At 66.1% G+C, this 18,939-nt stretch carries 18 protein-coding genes; 3 read left to right on the top strand and 15 right to left on the bottom strand.

Translation table 11 applies throughout. The features are described 5' to 3' along the window. Window positions 1–110: 110 nt before the first annotated feature. Complete coding sequence (locus tag NNZ72_RS17760; protein WP_257316769.1) at window positions 111–689, bottom strand: ATP-dependent Clp protease proteolytic subunit; 579 nt, start codon at window positions 687–689, stop codon at window positions 111–113. A 229-nt stretch (window positions 690–918) separates the two neighbouring features. Here NNZ72_RS17760 and NNZ72_RS17755 point away from each other — a divergent pair, with 229 nt between their 5' ends. Beyond that, complete coding sequence (locus tag NNZ72_RS17755) at window positions 919–1,488, top strand: HupE/UreJ family protein (protein ID WP_257316768.1); 570 nt, start codon at window positions 919–921, stop codon at window positions 1,486–1,488. A gap of 3 nt (window positions 1,489–1,491) precedes the next feature. Here NNZ72_RS17755 and NNZ72_RS17750 read toward each other — a convergent pair whose 3' ends face one another. The 4 genes from NNZ72_RS17750 to NNZ72_RS17735 all read right to left on the bottom strand — a co-directional run bounded on the left by NNZ72_RS17750 (window position 1,492) and on the right by NNZ72_RS17735 (window position 6,733). Continuing rightward, window positions 1,492–2,397 (bottom strand): cation diffusion facilitator family transporter, encoded by a 906-nt coding sequence (locus NNZ72_RS17750; protein ID WP_257316767.1) that lies wholly within the window; start codon window positions 2,395–2,397, stop codon window positions 1,492–1,494. Between the two features lie 156 nt (window positions 2,398–2,553). Beyond that, the gene (locus NNZ72_RS17745) at window positions 2,554–3,846 is read right to left on the bottom strand and encodes a calcium-binding protein (RefSeq protein WP_257316766.1); all 1,293 of its coding nucleotides are present in this window, start codon (window positions 3,844–3,846) and stop codon (window positions 2,554–2,556) included. Window positions 3,847–3,989: 143 nt separating this feature from the next. Then, the gene (locus NNZ72_RS17740) at window positions 3,990–6,179 is read right to left on the bottom strand and encodes an anthranilate synthase (RefSeq protein WP_257316765.1); all 2,190 of its coding nucleotides are present in this window, start codon (window positions 6,177–6,179) and stop codon (window positions 3,990–3,992) included. A 107-nt stretch (window positions 6,180–6,286) separates the two neighbouring features. Next, window positions 6,287–6,733, bottom strand: coding sequence for a hypothetical protein (locus tag NNZ72_RS17735; RefSeq protein ID WP_257316764.1), 447 nt, complete (start codon window positions 6,731–6,733; stop codon window positions 6,287–6,289). Here NNZ72_RS17735 and NNZ72_RS17730 point away from each other — a divergent pair. Further along, window positions 6,686–7,171, top strand: a complete 486-nt coding sequence (locus NNZ72_RS17730) for an extensin-like domain-containing protein (RefSeq protein WP_257316803.1) — start codon at window positions 6,686–6,688, stop codon at window positions 7,169–7,171. The genes NNZ72_RS17735 and NNZ72_RS17730 overlap by 48 nt on opposite strands. 145 nt (window positions 7,172–7,316) lie before the next feature. On the opposite strand, the gene NNZ72_RS17725 is transcribed toward NNZ72_RS17730, so the two are convergent. The 10 genes from NNZ72_RS17725 to NNZ72_RS17680 all read right to left on the bottom strand — a co-directional run bounded on the left by NNZ72_RS17725 (window position 7,317) and on the right by NNZ72_RS17680 (window position 17,714). Then, window positions 7,317–8,996, bottom strand: coding sequence for a formate--tetrahydrofolate ligase (locus tag NNZ72_RS17725; RefSeq protein WP_257316763.1), 1,680 nt, complete (start codon window positions 8,994–8,996; stop codon window positions 7,317–7,319). Window positions 8,997–9,167: 171 nt separating this feature from the next. Then, window positions 9,168–10,295, bottom strand: a complete 1,128-nt coding sequence (locus NNZ72_RS17720) for a DUF2333 family protein (RefSeq protein ID WP_257316762.1) — start codon at window positions 10,293–10,295, stop codon at window positions 9,168–9,170. Further along, window positions 10,288–11,589 carry a DUF6638 family protein gene (locus NNZ72_RS17715; protein ID WP_257316761.1) on the bottom strand — a complete coding sequence of 434 codons (1,302 nt, stop codon included), beginning with the start codon at window positions 11,587–11,589 and terminating at the stop codon, window positions 10,288–10,290. Before NNZ72_RS17715 ends, NNZ72_RS17720 begins: the two co-directional genes overlap by 8 nt. 18 nt (window positions 11,590–11,607) lie before the next feature. Further along, window positions 11,608–11,877 (bottom strand): type II toxin-antitoxin system RelE family toxin, encoded by a 270-nt coding sequence (locus tag NNZ72_RS17710; RefSeq protein ID WP_257316759.1) that lies wholly within the window; start codon window positions 11,875–11,877, stop codon window positions 11,608–11,610. Beyond that, window positions 11,861–12,094, bottom strand: a complete 234-nt coding sequence (relB, locus tag NNZ72_RS17705; RefSeq protein ID WP_257316758.1) for a type II toxin-antitoxin system RelB family antitoxin — start codon at window positions 12,092–12,094, stop codon at window positions 11,861–11,863. Before relB ends, NNZ72_RS17710 begins: the two co-directional genes overlap by 17 nt. Before the next feature lie 69 nt (window positions 12,095–12,163). Further along, window positions 12,164–14,074: an AAA family ATPase gene (locus tag NNZ72_RS17700; RefSeq protein WP_257316757.1), complete on the bottom strand. Its 1,911-nt coding sequence runs from the start codon at window positions 14,072–14,074 to the stop codon at window positions 12,164–12,166. Window positions 14,075–14,194: 120 nt separating this feature from the next. Continuing rightward, window positions 14,195–15,343 carry a hypothetical protein gene (locus tag NNZ72_RS17695; RefSeq protein WP_257316756.1) on the bottom strand — a complete coding sequence of 383 codons (1,149 nt, stop codon included), beginning with the start codon at window positions 15,341–15,343 and terminating at the stop codon, window positions 14,195–14,197. 166 nt (window positions 15,344–15,509) lie between these two features. Next, entirely contained in the window at window positions 15,510–16,598 is a 1,089-nt protein-coding gene (locus NNZ72_RS17690; protein WP_257316755.1) for a GumC domain-containing protein, read from the bottom strand. A 125-nt stretch (window positions 16,599–16,723) separates the two neighbouring features. Next, the gene (locus NNZ72_RS17685; RefSeq protein WP_257316754.1) at window positions 16,724–17,101 is read right to left on the bottom strand and encodes a c-type cytochrome; all 378 of its coding nucleotides are present in this window, start codon (window positions 17,099–17,101) and stop codon (window positions 16,724–16,726) included. Between the two features lie 25 nt (window positions 17,102–17,126). Then, window positions 17,127–17,714, bottom strand: coding sequence for a thymidine kinase (locus NNZ72_RS17680; protein ID WP_257316753.1), 588 nt, complete (start codon window positions 17,712–17,714; stop codon window positions 17,127–17,129). 241 nt (window positions 17,715–17,955) lie between these two features. Between NNZ72_RS17680 and NNZ72_RS17675 the strand changes: the two genes are divergently transcribed. Further along, entirely contained in the window at window positions 17,956–18,888 is a 933-nt protein-coding gene (locus NNZ72_RS17675) for a choline ABC transporter substrate-binding protein (protein WP_257316752.1), read from the top strand. Window positions 18,889–18,939 lie beyond the last annotated feature (51 nt).

Below are 18,939 nucleotides of genomic sequence, written 5' to 3'. Positions count from 1 at the left end.
CCGGGACCTCTCCCCGCAAGCGGGGAGAAGGAGGAAAACGGCGCGCCCACCGTTCCTCGCCCCGTTTCACGGGGAGAGGATGCCGGCAGGCAGGTGCGGTGCGAACCGCCTCAGATGTCCGCCTGCGACGTGACGATGCGCGAGACGAGGCCGTAGGCCTTCGCCTCGTCGGCCGAGAGCCAGTAGTCGCGGTCCGTGTCCTTGGCGATCTTCTCGATCGGCTGGCCGGTGGCGTCGGCGAAGATCTTGTTCAGCCGCTCGTTCATCTTGATGATCTCGCGCGCCTGGATCTCGATGTCGGAGGCCATGCCGCGCGTGCCGCCGGACGGCTGGTGCAGGAGGAAGCGGGTGTTCGGCAGGCAGAGGCGGCGCTCCTTCGGCGCGGCGACGTAGATGAGGGCGCCTGCGGAGGCCACCCAGCCGGTGCCGATCATCCAGACCTTCGGCTTGATGAACTTGATCATGTCGTGGATCGAATCGCCCGATTCGACGTGACCGCCCGGCGAGTTGACGTAGATGCGGATGTCGTCGTCGCTGGCGGCGGCGAGCGCCACGAGCTGCGAGCACACCTTCTGCGCCAGTTCCTGGTTGATCGGACCGTAGATGAAGATCGAACGCGACTTGAAAAGGTTCGCCTCCGTTTCCTTGCCCAGCGGCAGTTCCGTTTTCTTTTCGTCCTCGTCGCTCATCCAAAGTCTCCGTAATGATCCTTGTCGCTGTCAGATAATGCGACTCAGGCGCCAAGACAATGCAACAAAACCGCCGCCCGGCGATAGAGCGCGCCCGCCGCCCGCGCAAACAGGGTAAACGGCGACGCCGCGATTGCATATGGACAGGTCCGGCTCCGCCGATCAGGATACGGCCGTCACAGGAAAACGCCGGCCGTCTCCCAAGGGCCCGGCGGAACAGGGGAACATCATGATCAGACGCATCGCGCTGGCTTTCGCCGCGCTCGCCGCCACGACGGCTCCGGCCTTCGCCCATCTCGACCCGCAGGCGCACGGCTCGCTGCTTGCGGGCTTCACCCATCCGCTCGCCGGCCTCGACCACCTGCTGGCGATGGTCGCCGTCGGCCTGTGGGCCGCGCAGGCCGGCGGGCGCGCGCGTCTCCTCGTGCCGGCCGCCTTCGTCACCACCATGGCCGCCGGCTTCGCCCTTGCGGTCTCGGGCGTCGGCCTGCCCTTCGTCGAGCCGGCGATCCTCGCCTCGGTCGTGGCGCTCGGCCTCCTCGTCGCCATGGCCGTGCGGCTCGACCTCGCCCTTTCGGCGGCCGTCGTCGGCGTCTTCGCGCTGTTCCACGGCCATGCCCACGGGGCGGAGCTCGGCGCGGCGGGCGCGGCCGCCTTCGGGCTCGGCTTCGCCGTCGCCACGGCGCTGCTGCATGCCGCCGGCATCGGCCTCGGGCTTGCCGTCGCCCGCCTGCCGCTCGCCACCCGTCTCCTCGGCGGGCTGACGGCCGGGACCGGCCTCGCGCTCGCCTTCGGCTGACGCTTACCCGGACGGCGCGACGCGGACGCGCTCGCCGTGCGCCTTCTCGGTGTCCGGCTCGACATGGATGGCGATCTGGGCGCCCGACTGGACGATGCGGATCGCATCCTCCAGCCGGTCGCAGATGTCGTGCGCCTCGCCCACCGGCATGGCGGCCGGCACGACGAGATGGAAATCGACGAAGGTCGCGGCCCCTGCGCGCCGCGTCTTGAGGTCGTGCACGCCGAGCGAGCCGTCCGCATGGGCAGCGATCGCCGCCTTGATCGCCTCCGCCTCGGCGGGCTCGACCGCATGGTCCATCAGCCCGTCGACGGAGTGCGCAATGACCTTCCAGCCCTGGTAGAGGATGTGGAGGGCGACGGCGACGGCAAGCAGCGGATCGAGCACCGCATAGCCCGTGGCGATCGCCGCAAGAAGACCGACGAGCACGCCCGCCGACGTCACCACGTCGGACAGGATGTGCTGCCCGTCGGCGGCAAGCGCCGGCGAACGGTGGCGCCGCCCCGCCCGGATCAGCACGACGGCCCAGACGGCATTGACGACGCCGGCGAGGACGTTGATGGCGAGGCCCATGACCGGCGCGTCGAGCGGCTTCGGATCCAGCACCGCCGGCACCGCCTCCACGACGATCAGCAGCGCGGCGACGACGATCAGCACCCCTTCCAGCACCGCCGAGAGATACTCCGCCTTGTGGTGGCCGAACGGATGGGTGCGGTCGGCGGGCTTGGCGGCGTAGCTGATCGCCACGAAGGCGACGACGGCCGCCACCACGTTCACCGACGATTCCAGCCCGTCGGAGAGCAGCGCCACCGAGCCCGTCACCCACCAGGCGACGAGCTTCAGCCCCATCACGCCGAGCGACAGCGGAATGCCCCAGAGCGCCAGCCGCCGGACCGTATTGCCGTTCATCACCGTCTCCCGTGCGGATGCAACCGAGTTGCAAAAGCCGCGCCCTTCAACGCAAAACCGCGCGCACGGGAGCGTGCACGCGGTTTTCTTCTCGGGTTTTCTATGGACCGGATCGGCGCCTTTGTCAAAGCGTCGCCGCGCCGCGCGCCGTCCTTGCTAGAGCAGGAAGTCCGCCTTGGCGAAGGTGAGCGAGGCGTCGACCTTGATGGCGAAATCGGCCTTGCCGTCGCCATCGACGTCGCCGGAGACGAAGGTGTCGCCGCCCTTCTTCTGGTAGCGCAGCTCGCCCGCCTTGCCGTGGAATTTCTCCGAGCCGATGAAGGTGAAGGCCTGGTTGCCGCGGGCCGTCGCGTCGGCATCGATCGCCTTGAGGTCGATCCTGTCGCCCTGCTTGCGCGCGAAGTCGTAGATGGTATCGCGGCCGGACGCCGAGACCGTCGAATCCTTGACCGACTTGAAGACGAACGTGTCCCTGCCGCTGCCGCCATGCAGCTTGTCGGCGCCCGCGCCGCCGTAAAGCTTGTCGTTGCCGGCCTCGCCCTTCAGCAGGTCCCTGCCGCTGCCGCCCCAGAGCCTGTCATGGCCGGTGCCGCCGTGGATCCTGTCGTTGCCGGTGCCGCCGTCGAGCACATCGCCGCCCGTACCGCCGCTCAGCTTGTCGCTGCCGGTGCCGCCATAGAGCCGGTCGCTTCCCGCGCCGCCCTTCAGCGTGTCGCCGCCGCCGCCGCCCTTGAGGGTGTTCTTGCCGGCATTGCCGGTCATCACGTTGGCAAGCCCGTTGCCGATGCCGTTGAGCGCCTTCGTTCCGGTCAGCGTCAGGTTCTCGACATGGGCGGAAAGCGCATGGGAGACGGAGGCCCGCACCAGGTCGGTGCCGTCCTTGACATGCTCCAGGACCACGTCGCGCTTGTTGTCGACGAGGAACGTGTCGTTGCCCTCACCACCGATCATCATGTCCTCGCCGCGGCCGCCGTCGAGCGTGTCGTGCCCGTTGCCGCCGCGAAGCGTGTCGTTGCCCGCATAGCCCAGCAGGTAATCCTTCCCGTCCGAGCCGTTGATCTGGTCATTCCCCTGGAAGACCAGGGCGGCCACATAGGCGTCGGCATACCCTCCGGTGAAATAGGAGGAATCCAGCGCTATTCCGCTGATCTCGTGGGAACCGGCATGATATTGCTCCGGATTGCCGTCGTAGTCGTGATAATGCCAGCTGTGCGCGAAGCGGTTGACCTCTCCCAAAAAGGAATCGAGCTGGTAATAGGGGCCGTCGCCCTCGGGGTTGTCCCCGATGAAGAAATCGAACACTCCGCCAAGACTGTTGGAATGCCCCTCGTCGGCATCCCCGTATTCGAAGGTGAAGCCGGTTTCGTGATAAGAATCGACGCCGTAATGGGAGGAATAGTCGTCGACGATCCTGTCGAGATCGAGGATATTGAACGACAGCGTCCGCATATCCTTTCCGTAGGAAGATTCATAGACCGCCATCAACATCCCCCGATAAAGTAACTTTCAATATTCTTTCAGCATATGAATGATTCAGTATATCCGTCAACGCGGAACGTCATGCCCCCGCTCTCGCCGCGGGGGCTGCATCGTCAGGCCGCCTTCACCTTCGCCTTCTTCGACAGGTGGGCGACCACGTTCTCGATCATCCGCATCCCCGCGTCCTGGCCGAGCGTCATGATCGATTCCGGATGGAACTGCACGGCGGCGACCGGTTCGCTCGTATGCTCGATGCCCATGATCGTGCCGTCCTCGCTCTCCGCCGTGATCACGAAGTCGCGCGGCAGCGTCGAGGGATCGGCGAAGATCGAGTGGTAGCGGCCGACCGTCACCTCGCGGCCGAGGCCGGAGAAGACGATGCCGGGCTCCAGCACGCGGATGCGCGAGGGCTTGCCGTGCATGGGGACGGCGAGCTGGCGCAGCTCCCCGCCATAGGCCTCGGCGAGCGCCTGCAGCCCGAGGCAGACGCCGAAGATCGGCAGCTTTCGCGCCCGCGCCTTCCTGATCGTCGCGGTGCAGTCGAAATCCTTAGGGTTGCCGGGGCCGGGCGAGAGCACGACGAGGTCCGGCTCGATGCGGTCGAACACCTCCTCGGCGACCGGCGTGCGCACCGTCGTCACCGTTGCCCCCGTCTGGCGGAAGTAGTTGGCGAGCGTGTGGACGAAGCTGTCCTCGTGGTCGACGAGCAGGATCTTGACGCCCGCCCCCACGGCGGCGACGTCGCGTTTGGAGGCGCCGGCGTTGCCGGCCTTGGCGTCACGGATGGCGGCGATCATGGCGGAGGCCTTCAGTTCGGTTTCGGCTTCTTCTTCCTGCGGGTTGGAATCGTAGAGCAGCGTGGCGCCCGCGCGCACCTCGGCGATCCCCTCCTTGATGCGGATGGTCCTGAGCGTCAGCCCCGTGTTCATGTCGCCGTTGAAGCCGACCATGCCGATCGCGCCGCCGTACCAGGCGCGCGGGCTCTTCTCGTGCGCCTCGATGAAGCGCATCGCCCAGAGCTTCGGCGCGCCGGTGACGGTGACGGCCCAGGCATGCGACAGGAAGCCGTCGAAGGCGTCCATGTCGTCGCGAAGCCGCCCCTCGATGTGGTCGACCGTGTGGATGAGGCGCGAGTACATCTCGATCTGCCGCCGGCCGATGACCTTGACCGAGCCCGGTTCGCAGACCCGGCTCTTGTCGTTGCGGTCGACGTCGGAGCACATGGTGAGCTCAGATTCGTCCTTCTTCGAGTTGAGCAGCTTCAGGATCTGCTCCGAGTCGGCGATCGGGTCGTCGCCGCGCTTGATCGTGCCGGAGATCGGGCAGGTCTCGATGCGCCGGCCGGAGACGCGCACGAACATCTCCGGCGAGGCGCCGACGAGATATTCCTGGTTGCCGAGATTGATGAAGAAGGAATAGGGCGACGGGTTGATGGCCTTGAGGCGTTTTGAGATCTCCGACGGCCTGCTCTCGCAGCGCTCGTAGAATTTCTGGCCCGGCACCACCTCGAACAGGTCGCCGCGGCGGAAGCTCTCCTTGGCCTTTATCACGAGCTCGGCATATTCGCCCGGCCGGTGGTCGCCATGCGGCGGGATGATGTCGACGGTGCGGAAGGGGTCCGGCGCGATCGCCTCCGCCCTGCCCTCGGTCGACAGGCCGTCGCGCGAGAAATCGTAGCGGTCGATCCAGGCCTTGGCGGCATAGTGGTCGACGACGAGGATCTCGTCGGGCAGGAACAGCACCATGTCGCGCTGGTCGTCGGGGCGCGTGAGCTTCAGGTCGATCGCGTCGAACTGGAAGGCGAGGTCGTAGCCGAAGGCGCCGTAGAGGCCGAGGCTCGAATCCTCCGCCGAATGGAAGAGGTCGGTCACCGCGCGCAGCACCGTGAAGACCGTCGGCATCTTCGAGCGCTCCTCCTCGGTGAACACCCGGTCCGGCGCCCTCACCGTAAGATCGAGCCGCGTCGCGCTCCGCGCGCCGAGGTCGAGCTCCGGCACGGCCGCGAGCCGCTCGGCGATGAAGGAGAGCAGCACCTCGCCGCGCCCGTTATGGGCCTCGATCCAGACCGAGCGGCCGAAGGAGGAGATGGAAAGCGGCGGATCGACGATCGCCGTGTCCCACCGGGTATAGCGGCCGGGATACTCGTAGTTGGAGGAGAAGACCGCGCCGCGCCGCTCGTCGAGCCGGTCGACATAGCCGGAGATCGCGTTCTCGTAGTCGGCCGCGCGCCGGCGGCGGGTGACGGTGATGCCGCCCCGCGTCTCGTAGGCTTCCGCGCCGTCTTCCAGGATTCTCGTGGCCATTCCGCACTCTCTCCGTTTCAGGCCCGGTTTTTTTTCGCGCGGCCGAAAATGAAAAAAGCCGCCTCGAAATCTCCGGGCGGCTTGTCGTCTTACTCACGCATGACTGGTCAAGGCCGCCTTCCGCGCGCCCACCACCAGCCGGCCATGAGGATCGTCGTGTTCATGGCCGGAATTGTTAGCGTGAAGCGCGCTCCCGCGCAAGGCCGTTCGGCGGCAACCAAACGGGCCCGCCGCGCGTTTCGTCCGGAAACAAGCCGGAGACCGACCCCATCGACGCCAAGCCGCCCATCATCCTCCTTGCCGCCCTCATCGCGCTGTCCGGCGCGAGCGCCCTGCCGGACACCGGGCCGCTCCCCCTGCCGCGCCCCGCGGAGAAGGCCGGGGACGAAACGCCGGCCGAGCCGGAAAAGCCCGCCGAGGCCCTGCCGCAGGAAAGCGCGGAGGATTTCGAGGCCTGCCGCGCCAAGCTTGCCGCCGCCGGCGCCCGCTTCGAGACGCTTCCCGCGCTGCGCGAGGGGCCGGCCTGCGGCATCGAGCGGCCAATCGCGCTCCAAGCGCTTGCAGGCGACGTCGCGGTCGAGCCGCCCGCGACGCTGCGCTGCGAGACGGCGCTGCAGCTTGCCCGCTGGATGGAGAAGACGGTGAAGCCGGCACTTGCCGTCGCCATGCCCGGTGAGACGATCGCCGGCCTGCGGCAGGCCTCGGGCTATGTCTGCCGCAACCGCAACAATACCGAGGAGGGCAAGATTTCCGAGCACGCCTTCGGCAATGCCGTCGATATCGCCGGCTTCACGCTGAAGAGCGGCAAGACGATCGACATCCGCCCCGCCGAGCGCGATTCCACGCTGGACGGTGCCTTCCAGCGGGCGATCACCGAGGCCGCCTGCCTCTACTTCACCACCGTGCTCGATCCCGGCAGCGACGCCGCGCACGAGAACCACCTGCATCTCGACGTGAAGGAACGCCGCGGCGGCTACCGCTATTGCTGGTGATGCCCGCTCCGCCCCTCATCCGGCCTGCCGGCCACCTTCTCCCCGCAGGCGGGGAGAAGGAAAGATGCCGTATCGGCGTCCGGGATCTCTCCCGTTTTGCGGGGCACGTCCCTTTTCCCCGCACGCAGGGCAAGGAGCGGACGGATCAGAACAGCCCCTCGATATGGCCGTCCGGATTGAGGAAGATCTTCTCCGACGACGGCACCTTGGGCAGGCCCGGCATGGTCATGATCTCGCCGGTGATGACGACGACGAAGCCCGCGCCCGCCGAAAGCCGCACCTCGCGCACCGGCACCGTGTGGCCGGACGGCGCACCGCGCAGGTTCGGGTCGGTCGAGAAGGAATATTGCGTCTTCGCCATGCAGATCGGCAGTTCGCCGTAGCCCTGCTCCTCCCAGACGCGAAGCTGGTCGCGCACCGTCTTGTCGGCGATCACCTCGCCGGCATGGTAGATGTCCTTGGCGATGGTCTCGATCTTCTGGAACAGCGGCATGTCGTCGGCATAGAGCGGCGAGAACTGCGACAGGCCGGATTCGGCGAGTTCCACCACCTTCTGCGCCAGGTCGACGATGCCGGCCGAGCCCTCCGCCCAGTGCCGGCAGAGGATCGCCTCCGTGCCCATGGTCGCGACATAGTCCTTGATCGCCTGGATCTCGGCCTCGGTGTCGGAGACGAAATGGTTGATGGCGACGATCACCGGCACGCCGAACTTCTTGACGTTCTGGATGTGCCGGCCGAGATTGGCGCAGCCCTTGCGGATCGCCTCGACGTCCTCGCGGCCGAGGTCCTCCTTCTTCACCCCGCCGTTCATCTTCATCGCCCGGGCGGTGGCGACGATGACGGCCGCATCGGGCTTCAGCCCCGCCTTGCGGCACTTGATGTCGAAGAATTTTTCCGCGCCGAGGTCGGCGCCGAAGCCGGCCTCCGTCACGACATAGTCGGCGAGCTTCAGCGCCGTCGTGGTGGCGACGACGGAGTTGCAGCCGTGGGCGATGTTGGCGAAGGGACCGCCGTGCACGAAGGCCGGGTTGTTCTCCAGCGTCTGCACGAGGTTCGGCTGCATGGCGTCCTTGAGCAGCACCGTCATCGCCCCGTCCGCCTTGAGGTCGCGGGCGAAGACCGGCGACTTATCGCGGCGGTAGCCGACGATGATGTTGCCGAGCCGCCGCTCGAGGTCCTTGAGGTCGGTGGAAAGACAGAGGATCGCCATCACCTCCGAGGCGACGGTGATGTCGAACCCGGTCTCGCGCGGAAAGCCGTTCGCCACCCCACCCATCGAGCAGACGATCTGGCGCAGCGCCCGGTCGTTCATGTCCATGACCCGGCGCCAGGCGATGCGGCGGATGTCGATGCCCTGCTCGTTGCCCCAGTAGATGTGGTTGTCGATCAGCGCCGAGAGCAGGTTGTGCGCCGAGGTGATGGCGTGGAAGTCGCCGGTGAAGTGGAGGTTCATGTCCTCCATCGGCACGACCTGGGCATAGCCGCCGCCGGCCGCCCCGCCCTTGACGCCGAAGCAGGGGCCGAGCGAGGCCTCGCGGATGCAGGTGATCGCCTTCTTGCCGATGCGGTTGAGGCCGTCGCCGAGGCCGACGGTCGTCGTCGTCTTGCCCTCGCCGGCGGGCGTCGGGTTGATCGCCGTGACGAGGATCAGCTTGCCGTTCGGCCGCTCCGTGAGCGAGGCGATGAACTCCGCGCCGACCTTGGCCTTGTCGTGGCCGTAGGGCAGAAGGTGTTCGGCGGGAATGCCCAGCTTCGCGCCGATCTCCAGGATCGGCTTCTTCTTCGCGGCGCGGGCGATTTCGATATCGGATTTTACGTCGGCCATGCGGTCTCGCTCCCTCAGCGTGGCGACCGCGCCCCAATCTCCCCCCGGATGCGTGGCCGCTTCTCGTTATGCGTTCATTGCACGCCGATTGAGCGTCAAGCCGTCAGGCTTGGTGCGCCGGAACTTGCCGCCGATTCGACCGGAAACGACATCGCCGGGCAAAAATACGTCCTATCGTGCGAGCACGTCGCGAATTTCGACGAGGTTGGAGCGCACCCTGAGGATGTAGAAGCCCATCGTCGCCAGATGCGTCGGCATGATCCAGCCGTCCTCGCGACCGTTGGAGATGATGACCGGCTGGATGCGCAGCGCCGCGGAAAGCTGCTTCAGCGTCTCGCTCCAGAGCTGGGAGATACCGCGCTGGGTGATGACGGAATCGAAATCCGCCCCCGCCGCCGACAGCACGCCGTAGTAGCCGTAGAGCTGGCCGTAGGCGAACCAGAAGCGGTCGTCCGCCCGCATGTCGAACCAGCCGCCGTTGTGGAATTCCGAGCGCTCGCGGATGATCGCCGAGGTGTTGCCGATGTCGTTGGCGATACGGTCGAGGAACTCGATGAAATTGTCCGACCGGCTGTCGAAGGTCGCCTCGCACTTGGCGAGCGAGACGTTGAAGGCGCGCAAATCCCGCATCGCCGCACGGTAGAAGCTCGGCGTCGGCGTCTTCGGGCCGAACGGGCTCCAGCCGAAATACCAGGTCTCCTCGTCGAACTGCATGTTGCCGCGCGCGGCCTGGAGGTTGTTGTTGATGCCGGAGGTGCCGCGCACGCGGCCGAGCGAATCGACGAGCTCCACCGTCGTGCGGCGGACGGCCTGGTTGATGCCGCGCTGGAACGAGGCCTTGTTGTCGAGCCAGGGCGTGTTGTCCCAGTCGGCGCCAAAGAAGCCGAGCTTGTAGAGCAGCATGGAGGAAATCCATGCGTTCTTGTTGACGTTGAGGTCGATGAGGTCGGCCGTCACGTCGACGATGGCCGAGGTCTGGCAGGTGTTGGCGGGCGCCGTCTGCCCCGCCGCCGCCTTCACCGGCTGGCCGGCGTCGTTCTTGCGGGCGGCGAGGTTGTAGGCGTTCACGTATTCGGGATCGAAGCCGCTCCAGACCTGGGTGTTCCAGATGAAATAGCCGTAGCCTATCACCAGCACGAGAAGGCCGATGCCGATCGGCCCCTTGATGATCCAGCTTCGCCCCCGGTACCAGTTGGCGACGGTGACGAAGGGCCACAATATCCAGGCGACCACCAGCCCGATGCCGCGGCCGATCGCCGAGAAGACGCGCTGCACGAAGGCGACGATCGGGTCAAGCATTGGGATTGTCCTCTCTGATGCCGAAGAGTTTCCTGCGGAAGGCAGCCTTGTCCTGCAGATAGGTCCGCGTCAATGTCGCGACAACATAGGCGCGGAACTTTTCGCTGAACTGCTCGTAGGCCGCGTAGAATCCCTGCTTGTCGAAGACGAAGCGGGAGACGAAGTCATGAGGAACCATCTGCGAGAGCAGCCGGTTGACGAGCCACTGGTCCGGATGGTCGGGCGCGGCGCGCACGATGAGGAAACGCCGCTCCGGCGCCACCTCGGTGATCTTGATCTCGCCGGTCGCAGCCACGGTGCGCATCGCCTCCTGCAGGAAGGGATAGGTGCCCTCCTCGGCCACGAGCCCGGCATTGCGGTGCATCCAGGTCTGCAGCCAGATGCGGTCGGCCCTGTCGAGGTCGACCGTCGGATCGGTGCGGTTGACGAGGCCGGCGATGGTCATCTCGGCGCGGTGCTGGTAGAGGCCGGAGGGTTCGACCCAGGAGGCGCGCGGCAGCTCCAGCCGCTTCGTGCTCGCCAGGAAATCGAAGATGCGCCGGTGGTCGTCAAGGGCGATATAGCTCACCTGCCAGGGCCGCGAGCGGCGGAAGCCGGGGGCGGCCGGATCGCAGATCACCGTCGTCGTCTTCTCGTCGAGGAAGACGTAGACGCCGCCGAAATGGTTCGCCCAATAGGCCTCGTGGCGGAAGACGAGCTGGTCGGGTACGAGCGCGTTCTGGCGGATGTCGCCGGTCTGCTTCGCAAGCTCCACCATGCGGTTCAGCATCGCATCGTCGGCCCAGGCGTTGGGCACGGTCGTCAGCCGGTCGACGAGGCTCCTGAGCTCCCCGGCCTTGCCGAGCATGTCCTCCGCCGAGAGCACGCGGAAGCGCACCTCGTTGATCGAGAGCAGGTCGTCGATGTCGTCCACCACGGAGACGGAATCCTCGATCTCGCCGTAGAGCGCGTCGCGGATGGTGATGGCGTTGATCGCCCGCGCATTGGCCTCGAAGAACTCGTGCATCAGCGCGGCGGTGTTGGAGAAGCTCGTGTGCACGACCGGCAGGTTCACCTGCTCCGGCGTCATGACGATGAAGCGGCGGTTCACCCGGTTCGGATCGAGATAGTCGCGGTCGCCGAGCTCGTCGGCGATCTCCGGCGAGAAGCCGGTCATGTCGATGCGGAAGCGGGAAAGCGCGGTGCGGCGGATGCCGAAGCCGTCGAGCGCCTTGTTGTAGCGCTCGATCAGATGCGGCTCCTCGATCGGCAGCAGCCGGCCGTAGATCAGTTCGGCTTCGAGGAGGCGTTTCATGCCGACGCACCTTGGGCTTCACGAATAGATTTCACGCCGATGCCCTACCCGAACGACGACCACGACAAGCCTGCTGTCCTGAATGTCACAAATGATCCTGAAATCGCCGACGCGATAGCGCCAGTAGCTCCCCAGCCGGGCGCCCTGCAGCGCGCTTCCCAAGTGCCGCGGATCCTGCATGGGCGCAAGCCGCTTGACGAGAAAGTCGCGGACGCGCTTCGCCTCGGCATGGCCGAGCTTGTCGAGCTGCTTCTTCGCCCCTTCGGTGATCTCAATCTCCCAGGCCAAGCTCCTTCTCGACCTCCTCCAGCGTATAGATGCGGCTCTCGCCGCGCCGCACGCGTTCCAGCTCCCGCTCGGCGAGGTAGATATCTTCCAGATCTTCCAAGTGCTGCTCGATCGCCTCGCGGATATAGTAGGTCGCCGTCCGCCCCGTTCGCGCGGCCAGCGCCTGCAGGCGTTCGTAGGTCTCGTCGGGGAGCCGGATTGCCGTCTGCCGAGCCATCTTCACCCTCCTTGGGATATTTGTATCCCAAACATATAGCACATGCAGCGGTCCATTTCCACGAGACCGCTACCACCGCCCCTCCGCCTTCATCGCCTCCATCTCGCGGATCGCCTTCTCGCGCTGGCGCTCGCGGCGGATGATGTCGGAGACGGCGGCGTCGTCCGACTTGTCGGTGTAGCGGAATTCCGAATCGGCGTAGCGGTTGATCTCCTGCAGGATCATCTCCATGGTGATCGGCCCGCGCAGCGCCTCGATCATCGCCTTCTTCTCGTCGTAGCCCTTGTGCATGAAGGCCTCGGGCGTCGCGAACCACTCGTCCGGCAGGTCCACGTCCATCGCCCGCATCTTGATCGCGTCGGTGATGTTCTTGATGGCGCGGCCGGTGAAGCGCGGCTCGGCGAGCTTGATGCGGTGGAGATAGGCGCCGATGTCCTCCAGCGTCGCGATCTTCCCGTGCTCCTTCTCGAACCGCTCCCAGACGGCGACGAGCCCCTCCTCCTGCGGCCGCGAATGCTGGTCGTAGGAATTGGAGACGGCGCGCTGGATCTCCTGCCCCGTAAACAGCGTATGCGCGCCGAGCGGGATCGAATGGTTCCTGCCGACCAAGAGCGCGAAGATGTCGATATAGTCGTCCTCGGTCTGCGGTCCGTCGACCAGCCAGCGGGCGCCGGCGCGCTGGCGCAGCGCGTCGTCGACGTTCTCCGGATAGTTGGAGAACATGCCGAAGGTGCAGTTGCCGCGCACCACCGTCGAGGCGCCGGCGAAACTCTCCATCAGCACGGCCGTCACCTCGTGCTGGCCGGCCGACGCCCGGTCGTCGGAGCGTTTGGCGGCAACCTGATCGACGTCGTCGATCGTGCCGAAGCCGATCGCCTTCGGGTTCATGACATTGTTGACGAAGTCCTTGCAGTTCTGGCCGGACTTGCCCTGGTAGGAGGAAATCTGGTCGACGCCGAAATTCTCGTAATGGAATGCGTAGCCGGCGATCTCGCAGTAATCGTTGAGCAGGCCGGCGAGCATCTGGATCAGGATGGTCTTGCCGGTGCCCGGCATGCCGTCGCCGATGAAGGTGAAGAGGAAGCCGCCGAGCTCGACGAACGGGTTCATCTGCCGCTCGAAATCGTAGGCGACGAGCATCTTGGCGAGCTTCATCGCCTGGTACTTGGCGATGTGGTTGCCGATGATCTCGTTCGGCTTCTTGAACGTCATGACGAGCGGCTTGCGGCGCCGGCCGGGCGCGACGTCGAAGCCGTCGAGCGTGAAATCGTCCTGATCGATGCGGATATGCGCGGTCTCGAAGCCGGCAAGCCCGGTGAAGCGCGCCCGCCGCCCGATCAGCCCTTCGAGCGCCACCCGCGAGAAGGCCCGCGCACGGGAGACGAGCGCCGCGTCGTCCGGCGCGCCGGCAAGCGTGCGCTCGAGGCCGGCGACCATGCTCTTCAGCGCGTCCTGCGGCGTGTCGAAGACGTAGTCCGGCTCGCCGCCGTCCTCGACGGGCTCGCCCTCGCCCGGCAGCGTCTGGCCGAGATAGGCGGCGAAGGCGAAGGCGGCGACGTAAGCCGAAGCGGCCAGCAGCGCCTTGAATTGGTTCGCATCGTCGCCGGCGAGCGGCGCGGCGAGGTTGCGCGCCTGAAGGCCCTCTAGATTCGTCTGCCGCGAAAAGGCGTCGGAGACGGCGAGCGCCACCTGCAGTCCGCGCCGGGCGCGGTAGAGCACGGCATGCTGCGGCGGCGAGAGCAGCGGGTCGTCGGCGCGCACCGCCTGCACGGTCTTCGCCAGCTCCACCTCGCGCGTGCGCCGGTTGCCCGCGGTCGACACGGTGGAGACGAAGCGCCGGCCGGTGCCGGCGAGCGGCGTGCCGCCCTTGCCGTCGTCGGTCTCGAGGATGACCAGCCGGGTGACGAGGCTCTGCGCCGCCGCCTGATGCTTGGCGATATCGTCCTCGTGGATCGTCGTCAGACCGGCATTGAGGCTCATCGGCGGGGTCCTTTCGATGCTTCGGCGGCGCAAGGACGCCGAGGGATTTTCATGCTCCGTCAGGAGCGGTTCGGCACCGACATCCGGGGATATCGGCAGGAAGCGCGGCGCGGCAGGCCGCTAGCCCTCGCTGATCACCTGGTTTCCGGAAATCACGTGCACCTTGTAGTCGCCGAAGACGCCTTCGACCTCTCCCGCCGCATAGAGCGCCTGGTAGGCGTCGTGCGGCACCAGCGCATGCTTTTCGTAGGCGCTCACCCCCATGCGCGCGGCCTCCAGATCGTCGGTCTCGATGTGGAATTCCTCCTGCGCCGGCGTGGAGCTCCAGAAGCCCTTCCGCGCCGGCCGCTCCGCCTTGGAGAAGACCTCCTGCACCGTCCAGGTGAGCAGCCAGGCATTCTCGCGCTTGCGCACCCGCGAAAGGATCTCGTTCACCCGTGCATTGTTCTCGGTGATGCCGGCCGAATAGAAGGGGCCGAGCACGATGCGGCGCAGCTGCTTGGGATGCAGCGTCGGGAAATCCTTGTCGAGGTTGGTGGCGATGGTCGCCGGCGTCAGCGAATAGGCGGCGTTCTTCAGCGCGAAGTCGTCGAAGCGGCTGGCGAGGTCCGGGTTGAGCAGCCCGCCGACCGGCAGCGGGATCTCCACGTCCGGGTTGAGCTTGCCGTCCGCCGTCACCAGCATGGCGACGACGTTCTCGCTCGAGTCCTCGATCGTCGCCATGTAGACCATCGGCAGCGTCGCGGCGCCGTCGAAGGCACCCCAGCAGACGACGTAGTAGGGCCGCATCGTCTTGGGATTGACGGCGACGCGGATCGTCTCCGGCAGCACGAAGGGCGAGAAGATGTCGCCCTTGCCGATCTGCTCCAGATAGAGCCGCTCGGCCATGCGCGCCTGCAGCGCCGTGGGAAAGGCCTTCTGCCGCAGGATGAAATCCGCCATCTCGGCACGCAGCTGGTCGGCCGCCGGCATGGCGGCAAGGCGCTTTTCCGCGCTCTGCCGGTCGTTCTCGAGTTCCAGCACGTTCTGGAACACGGGAAAGCCGCTTTCGGCGCGCGAGATGCGGAACTGCTCGATGAAGCCGATGCGGTTCTCCCAGCAGGCGAAGGAGGCCTTCAGCCGCGCGAGATAGGGCACGACGATCTCGCCGACGACGCTGTTGCGGTAGAGCGGCGAGTTGCGGTCGGCGAGGAAGATCTCGAGACCGCCCAGCGCGGAGCGGATGGCGGCGAAATACTGGCCCACGGGGCTTTCGGCGGCTATGTTCATTGCATTCGCCCCTCATCCGGCCTGCCGGCCACCTTCTCCCCGTAAACGGGGAGAAGGCAATATGCCGAGCCCGCTTCCCGAACCTCCCCCCTTTCACAGGGCAAGTCCCCTCTCCCCGCTTGCGGGGAGAGGGTTAGGGTGAGGGGCAAATCCAGGCCTGCAGCCATCACGTCTTCACGTAATTCGCGGCATTGTGCTTGTCCATGACCGCCTGGAACCGACGGGCGAAGGCGTCGTCGGCGAGCTTCTTGCGGCGCTGGATGTCCTGGGTGGCGACCATGTTCTTCTCGTGCATTTCGAGGAGGTCGCCGATATGGCGCTGCGCCGCCGAGCCGATGCCGGCCATGGTCTCCTCCGCCGCGGTGTCGACCTGGCTGCCCAGCGTGTTGATCTTGTGCGCCACGTCCTGCTGCGCCGCCGTCTTCAGCGAATCCTCCAGCGCCTTGTAGAGAACGATGCGCTGCTCGGTATCGATGGTGAGCTTGTTGATCAGCGTGTTCTGCGCGGCGATCTGGTTGTTGAGCGAATCGACGAAGGTCTGGAACATCGAGGTGTAGCGTTCCAGCGTCTGGCTCTCGGCGAGCAGCTCCTGCTCCTTGGCCTGCATCTGGTTGTATTCGGTGGCGAGCGCCGAGCGCTCCCCTTCCAGCTCCGTGCGGGTCTTCTGGTCGGTCGAGGCGGCGATGCGGTTCTCGATATCGAGCAGCAGCGGGTTCAGCTCCTCGATGCGCCGCTGCGTCGCCTCGAGATTGGCCATCGTCGTCTTGCGCCGCTCGATCACGCTGACGAGGCTCGCCTCCGAGGTCTTGTAGCGCTGGTCGAGGATCGCCTTCTGCTCCTTGAGGATGCCGACGATCGTGTCGGACTTGGCGAGCAGCTCCTGCAGGTTGCCGGCGAGCGACATGTTGCGCACGCGGTCGGTGCGCAGGCGCTGCATCTTCTGCTTGGAGAAAATGCCGATGAACTTCTCGTAGCCCGTGTAGCTCTTCATGCTCTCGAACTCGGAGCCGAAGATGTTGGTTGCGTCCTCCAGCCCGATGATGAGGTCGGCGATGTTGCCCTCCATCACCTTCTGCTGGTTTATCACGTCCTGGATGCGCGCGTTCTCGATGTCGAAATTGACGTCGCCGAGCCTGGTGTCCGCCTTGGCGAACTGTTCGAGCACGATGCCGGACTGTTCGAGCTTGCCGCGCATCTGGTTGACGACGCTGCGGGTCTTCTCGATCTCCGCGTCGAAGTTCTGAAGTGTGGCCATTGCTTGTCCCCTGTTCTCAACGGCAGACGTGCCCGTTCACCGGTTTATTCCGCTTGCGCGAAACAAGATGTGGGACGGGAGGGCCATGCCGCAAGAGCGCGGGTGCATTTTTGCGGGGAAAGGGCCTAGCCGCCGCCCGGATTCTTCAGATAGGCGATGAGGTCGGCGATGTCCTGCGGCCTCCTCAGGCCGACGAAGGTCATCCTCGTGCCGGGCACCATCGCCTTGGGCGACATGAGGTATTCGGCAAGCAGCCCCTCGTTCCAGACCTTGCCGCCGTCGGCAAACGCCGTCATGGCGGCGGAATAGCCGTAGTCCCCGACCGAGGCGACCGGGCGGCCGACGACGCCGGCAAGCGTCGGCCCCACCTTGTTGACCCGCTCCAGGGTGTGACAGGCCGCGCACTTGCGGAAGACGGCCTTGCCCGCCACCGCATCGCCCTCGGCCAGCGCCGGCACCGCCAGCCCGAGACAGATAAGCCCGGCAGTCCCGATCCGTCGCATCGCCCGTCCCTCCCCGGCCGCCGCGTCAGTCGGCGTCCATCACGTCTTCCCAATGGCGGCGGCAATAGGAAACATATCTGTCGTTGCCGCCGATTTCCACCTGCGCGCCCTGCTTGACCACCTTGCCGTCCGCGCCGAGCCTGGCGACCATCGTCGCCTTGCGGCCGCAATGGCAGATGGTGCGCACCTCGCGCAGCTCGTCGGCGATGGCGAGCAGCGCCTTCGAGCCGGGAAAGAGCTTGCCCTGGAAGTCCGTGCGCAACCCGTAGGCCATGACGGGGATATGCAGCCGGTCGGCGACGCGGGCGAGCTGCCAGACCTGCGCCTCCTCCAGGAACTGCGCCTCGTCGACGAAGACGCAGGCGATCTCGCCCGCCCCGTCCGCGTTCAGCGCCTCGATGAGGGCGTAGAGGTCGTCCTTCCGGTCGAAGGCGATGGCGTCGGAGGAGAGCCCGATGCGCGAGGAGATGCGGCCGGCACCGGCGCGGTCGTCGAAGGCGGCGATCAGGATCGCCGTGCGCATGCCGCGTTCCTGGTAGTTGTAGGACGCCTGAAGCAGGAGCGTGGACTTGCCCGCATTCATCGTCGCATAGCTGAAATAGAGTTTGGCCATGCTTGCTCTTCGCCCGGCCCCGCCCGATTTTCCAGTGGATGCCGGCGGAAAACCACAGAAAACATCGCGGCCCATCCGTTGCGACATCGACGGGCGGATTTGCGAAACCGCAGAAATTAAATCGCACTTTCAAGGGCCTCCGCCCATGCCAAACGGCTTGAAAGCCTTCCGTTTTGGTGATTGGCTAAAACATCATGCCAAAAGGGGAGCAAAAATGAAGACCGCATCGTCAATCAAACGCATGGCTGTCGCAGCCATCTCCGTCGTCGCGCTGGGCGTGGCCGGTGCCTCGGCCCAGGAAGCGGAGAGCTGCGGCAAGGTCCGCTTCTCGGACGTCGGCTGGACGGACATCACCGCCACGACGGCGACCGCCACCACGATCCTGAAGAGCCTCGGCTACGAGACGGAGGTGACCGTGCTCTCCGTGCCCGTCACCTATACCTCGCTCAAGAACAAGGACATCGACGTCTTCCTCGGCAACTGGATGCCGACGATGGAGGCCGACATCGCACCCTTCCGCGAGGACGGCTCGGTCGAGACGGTGCGCGAGAACCTCGAGGGCGCGAAATACACGCTCGCCACCAATGCCAAGGGCGCCGAGCTCGGCATCAAGGACTTCAAGGACATCGCCGCGCACAAGGACGACCTCGACGGCAAGATCTACGGCATCGAGCCGGGCAACGACGGCAACCGCCTGATCATCGACATGGTGTCCGGCAACACGTTCGAGCTCGGCGGCTTCGAGGTGGTCGAATCCTCCGAGCAGGGCATGCTGGCCGAGGTCGCCCGCGCCGAGCAGGAAGGCAAGCCGATCGTCTTCCTCGGCTGGGAGCCGCATCCGATGAACGCCAATTTCAAGCTCACCTATCTCTCCGGCGGCGACGACGTGTTCGGCCCGAACTTCGGCGGCGCGACCGTGCACACCAACGTCCGCCAGGGCTATGTGGCGGAATGCCCGAACGTCGGCCAGTTCCTCAAGAACCTGAAGTTCACGCTCGCCATGGAAAACGAGATCATGGGCAAGATCCTGAACGACGGGCAGGACCCGGAGACGGCCGCGGCCGAATGGCTGAAGGCCAATCCGTCGGCCGTCGAGCCCTGGCTCGAAGGCGTGAAGACCAAGGACGGCAGCGGCGACGCCCTGCCCGCCGTGAAGACGGCGCTCGGCCTCTGATCGACCGGCACGGGCGGCAGGCCCTCGCCTTCCGCCCGCGCCTCGTCAACC

The sequence above is a fragment of the Shinella pollutisoli genome (assembly GCF_024609765.1).
Lineage (GTDB): Bacteria > Pseudomonadota > Alphaproteobacteria > Rhizobiales > Rhizobiaceae > Shinella > Shinella pollutisoli.
The sequence above is the reverse complement of the archived record's forward strand: the minus strand, read 5'-3'. Positions and strand labels throughout refer to the sequence as shown.

Excerpts from the sequence above, each read along its gene's own strand:
- NNZ72_RS17760 (WP_257316769.1), bottom strand. The coding sequence starts at position 689 with ATGAGCGACGAGGACGAAAAGAAAACGGAACTGCCGCTGGGCAAGGAA.
- NNZ72_RS17755 (WP_257316768.1), top strand. The coding sequence starts at position 919 with ATGATCAGACGCATCGCGCTGGCTTTCGCCGCGCTCGCCGCCACGACG.
- NNZ72_RS17750 (WP_257316767.1), bottom strand. The coding sequence starts at position 2,397 with ATGAACGGCAATACGGTCCGGCGGCTGGCGCTCTGGGGCATTCCGCTG.
- NNZ72_RS17745 (WP_257316766.1), bottom strand. The coding sequence starts at position 3,846 with ATGCGGACGCTGTCGTTCAATATCCTCGATCTCGACAGGATCGTCGAC.
- NNZ72_RS17740 (WP_257316765.1), bottom strand. The coding sequence starts at position 6,179 with ATGGCCACGAGAATCCTGGAAGACGGCGCGGAAGCCTACGAGACGCGG.
- NNZ72_RS17725 (WP_257316763.1), bottom strand. The coding sequence starts at position 8,996 with ATGGCCGACGTAAAATCCGATATCGAAATCGCCCGCGCCGCGAAGAAG.
- NNZ72_RS17720 (WP_257316762.1), bottom strand. The coding sequence starts at position 10,295 with ATGCTTGACCCGATCGTCGCCTTCGTGCAGCGCGTCTTCTCGGCGATC.
- NNZ72_RS17715 (WP_257316761.1), bottom strand. The coding sequence starts at position 11,589 with ATGAAACGCCTCCTCGAAGCCGAACTGATCTACGGCCGGCTGCTGCCG.
- relB (WP_257316758.1), bottom strand. The coding sequence starts at position 12,094 with ATGGCTCGGCAGACGGCAATCCGGCTCCCCGACGAGACCTACGAACGC.
- NNZ72_RS17700 (WP_257316757.1), bottom strand. The coding sequence starts at position 14,074 with ATGAGCCTCAATGCCGGTCTGACGACGATCCACGAGGACGATATCGCC.
- NNZ72_RS17695 (WP_257316756.1), bottom strand. The coding sequence starts at position 15,343 with ATGAACATAGCCGCCGAAAGCCCCGTGGGCCAGTATTTCGCCGCCATC.
- NNZ72_RS17690 (WP_257316755.1), bottom strand. The coding sequence starts at position 16,598 with ATGGCCACACTTCAGAACTTCGACGCGGAGATCGAGAAGACCCGCAGC.
- NNZ72_RS17685 (WP_257316754.1), bottom strand. The coding sequence starts at position 17,101 with ATGCGACGGATCGGGACTGCCGGGCTTATCTGTCTCGGGCTGGCGGTG.
- NNZ72_RS17680 (WP_257316753.1), bottom strand. The coding sequence starts at position 17,714 with ATGGCCAAACTCTATTTCAGCTATGCGACGATGAATGCGGGCAAGTCC.
- NNZ72_RS17675 (WP_257316752.1), top strand. The coding sequence starts at position 17,956 with ATGGCTGTCGCAGCCATCTCCGTCGTCGCGCTGGGCGTGGCCGGTGCC.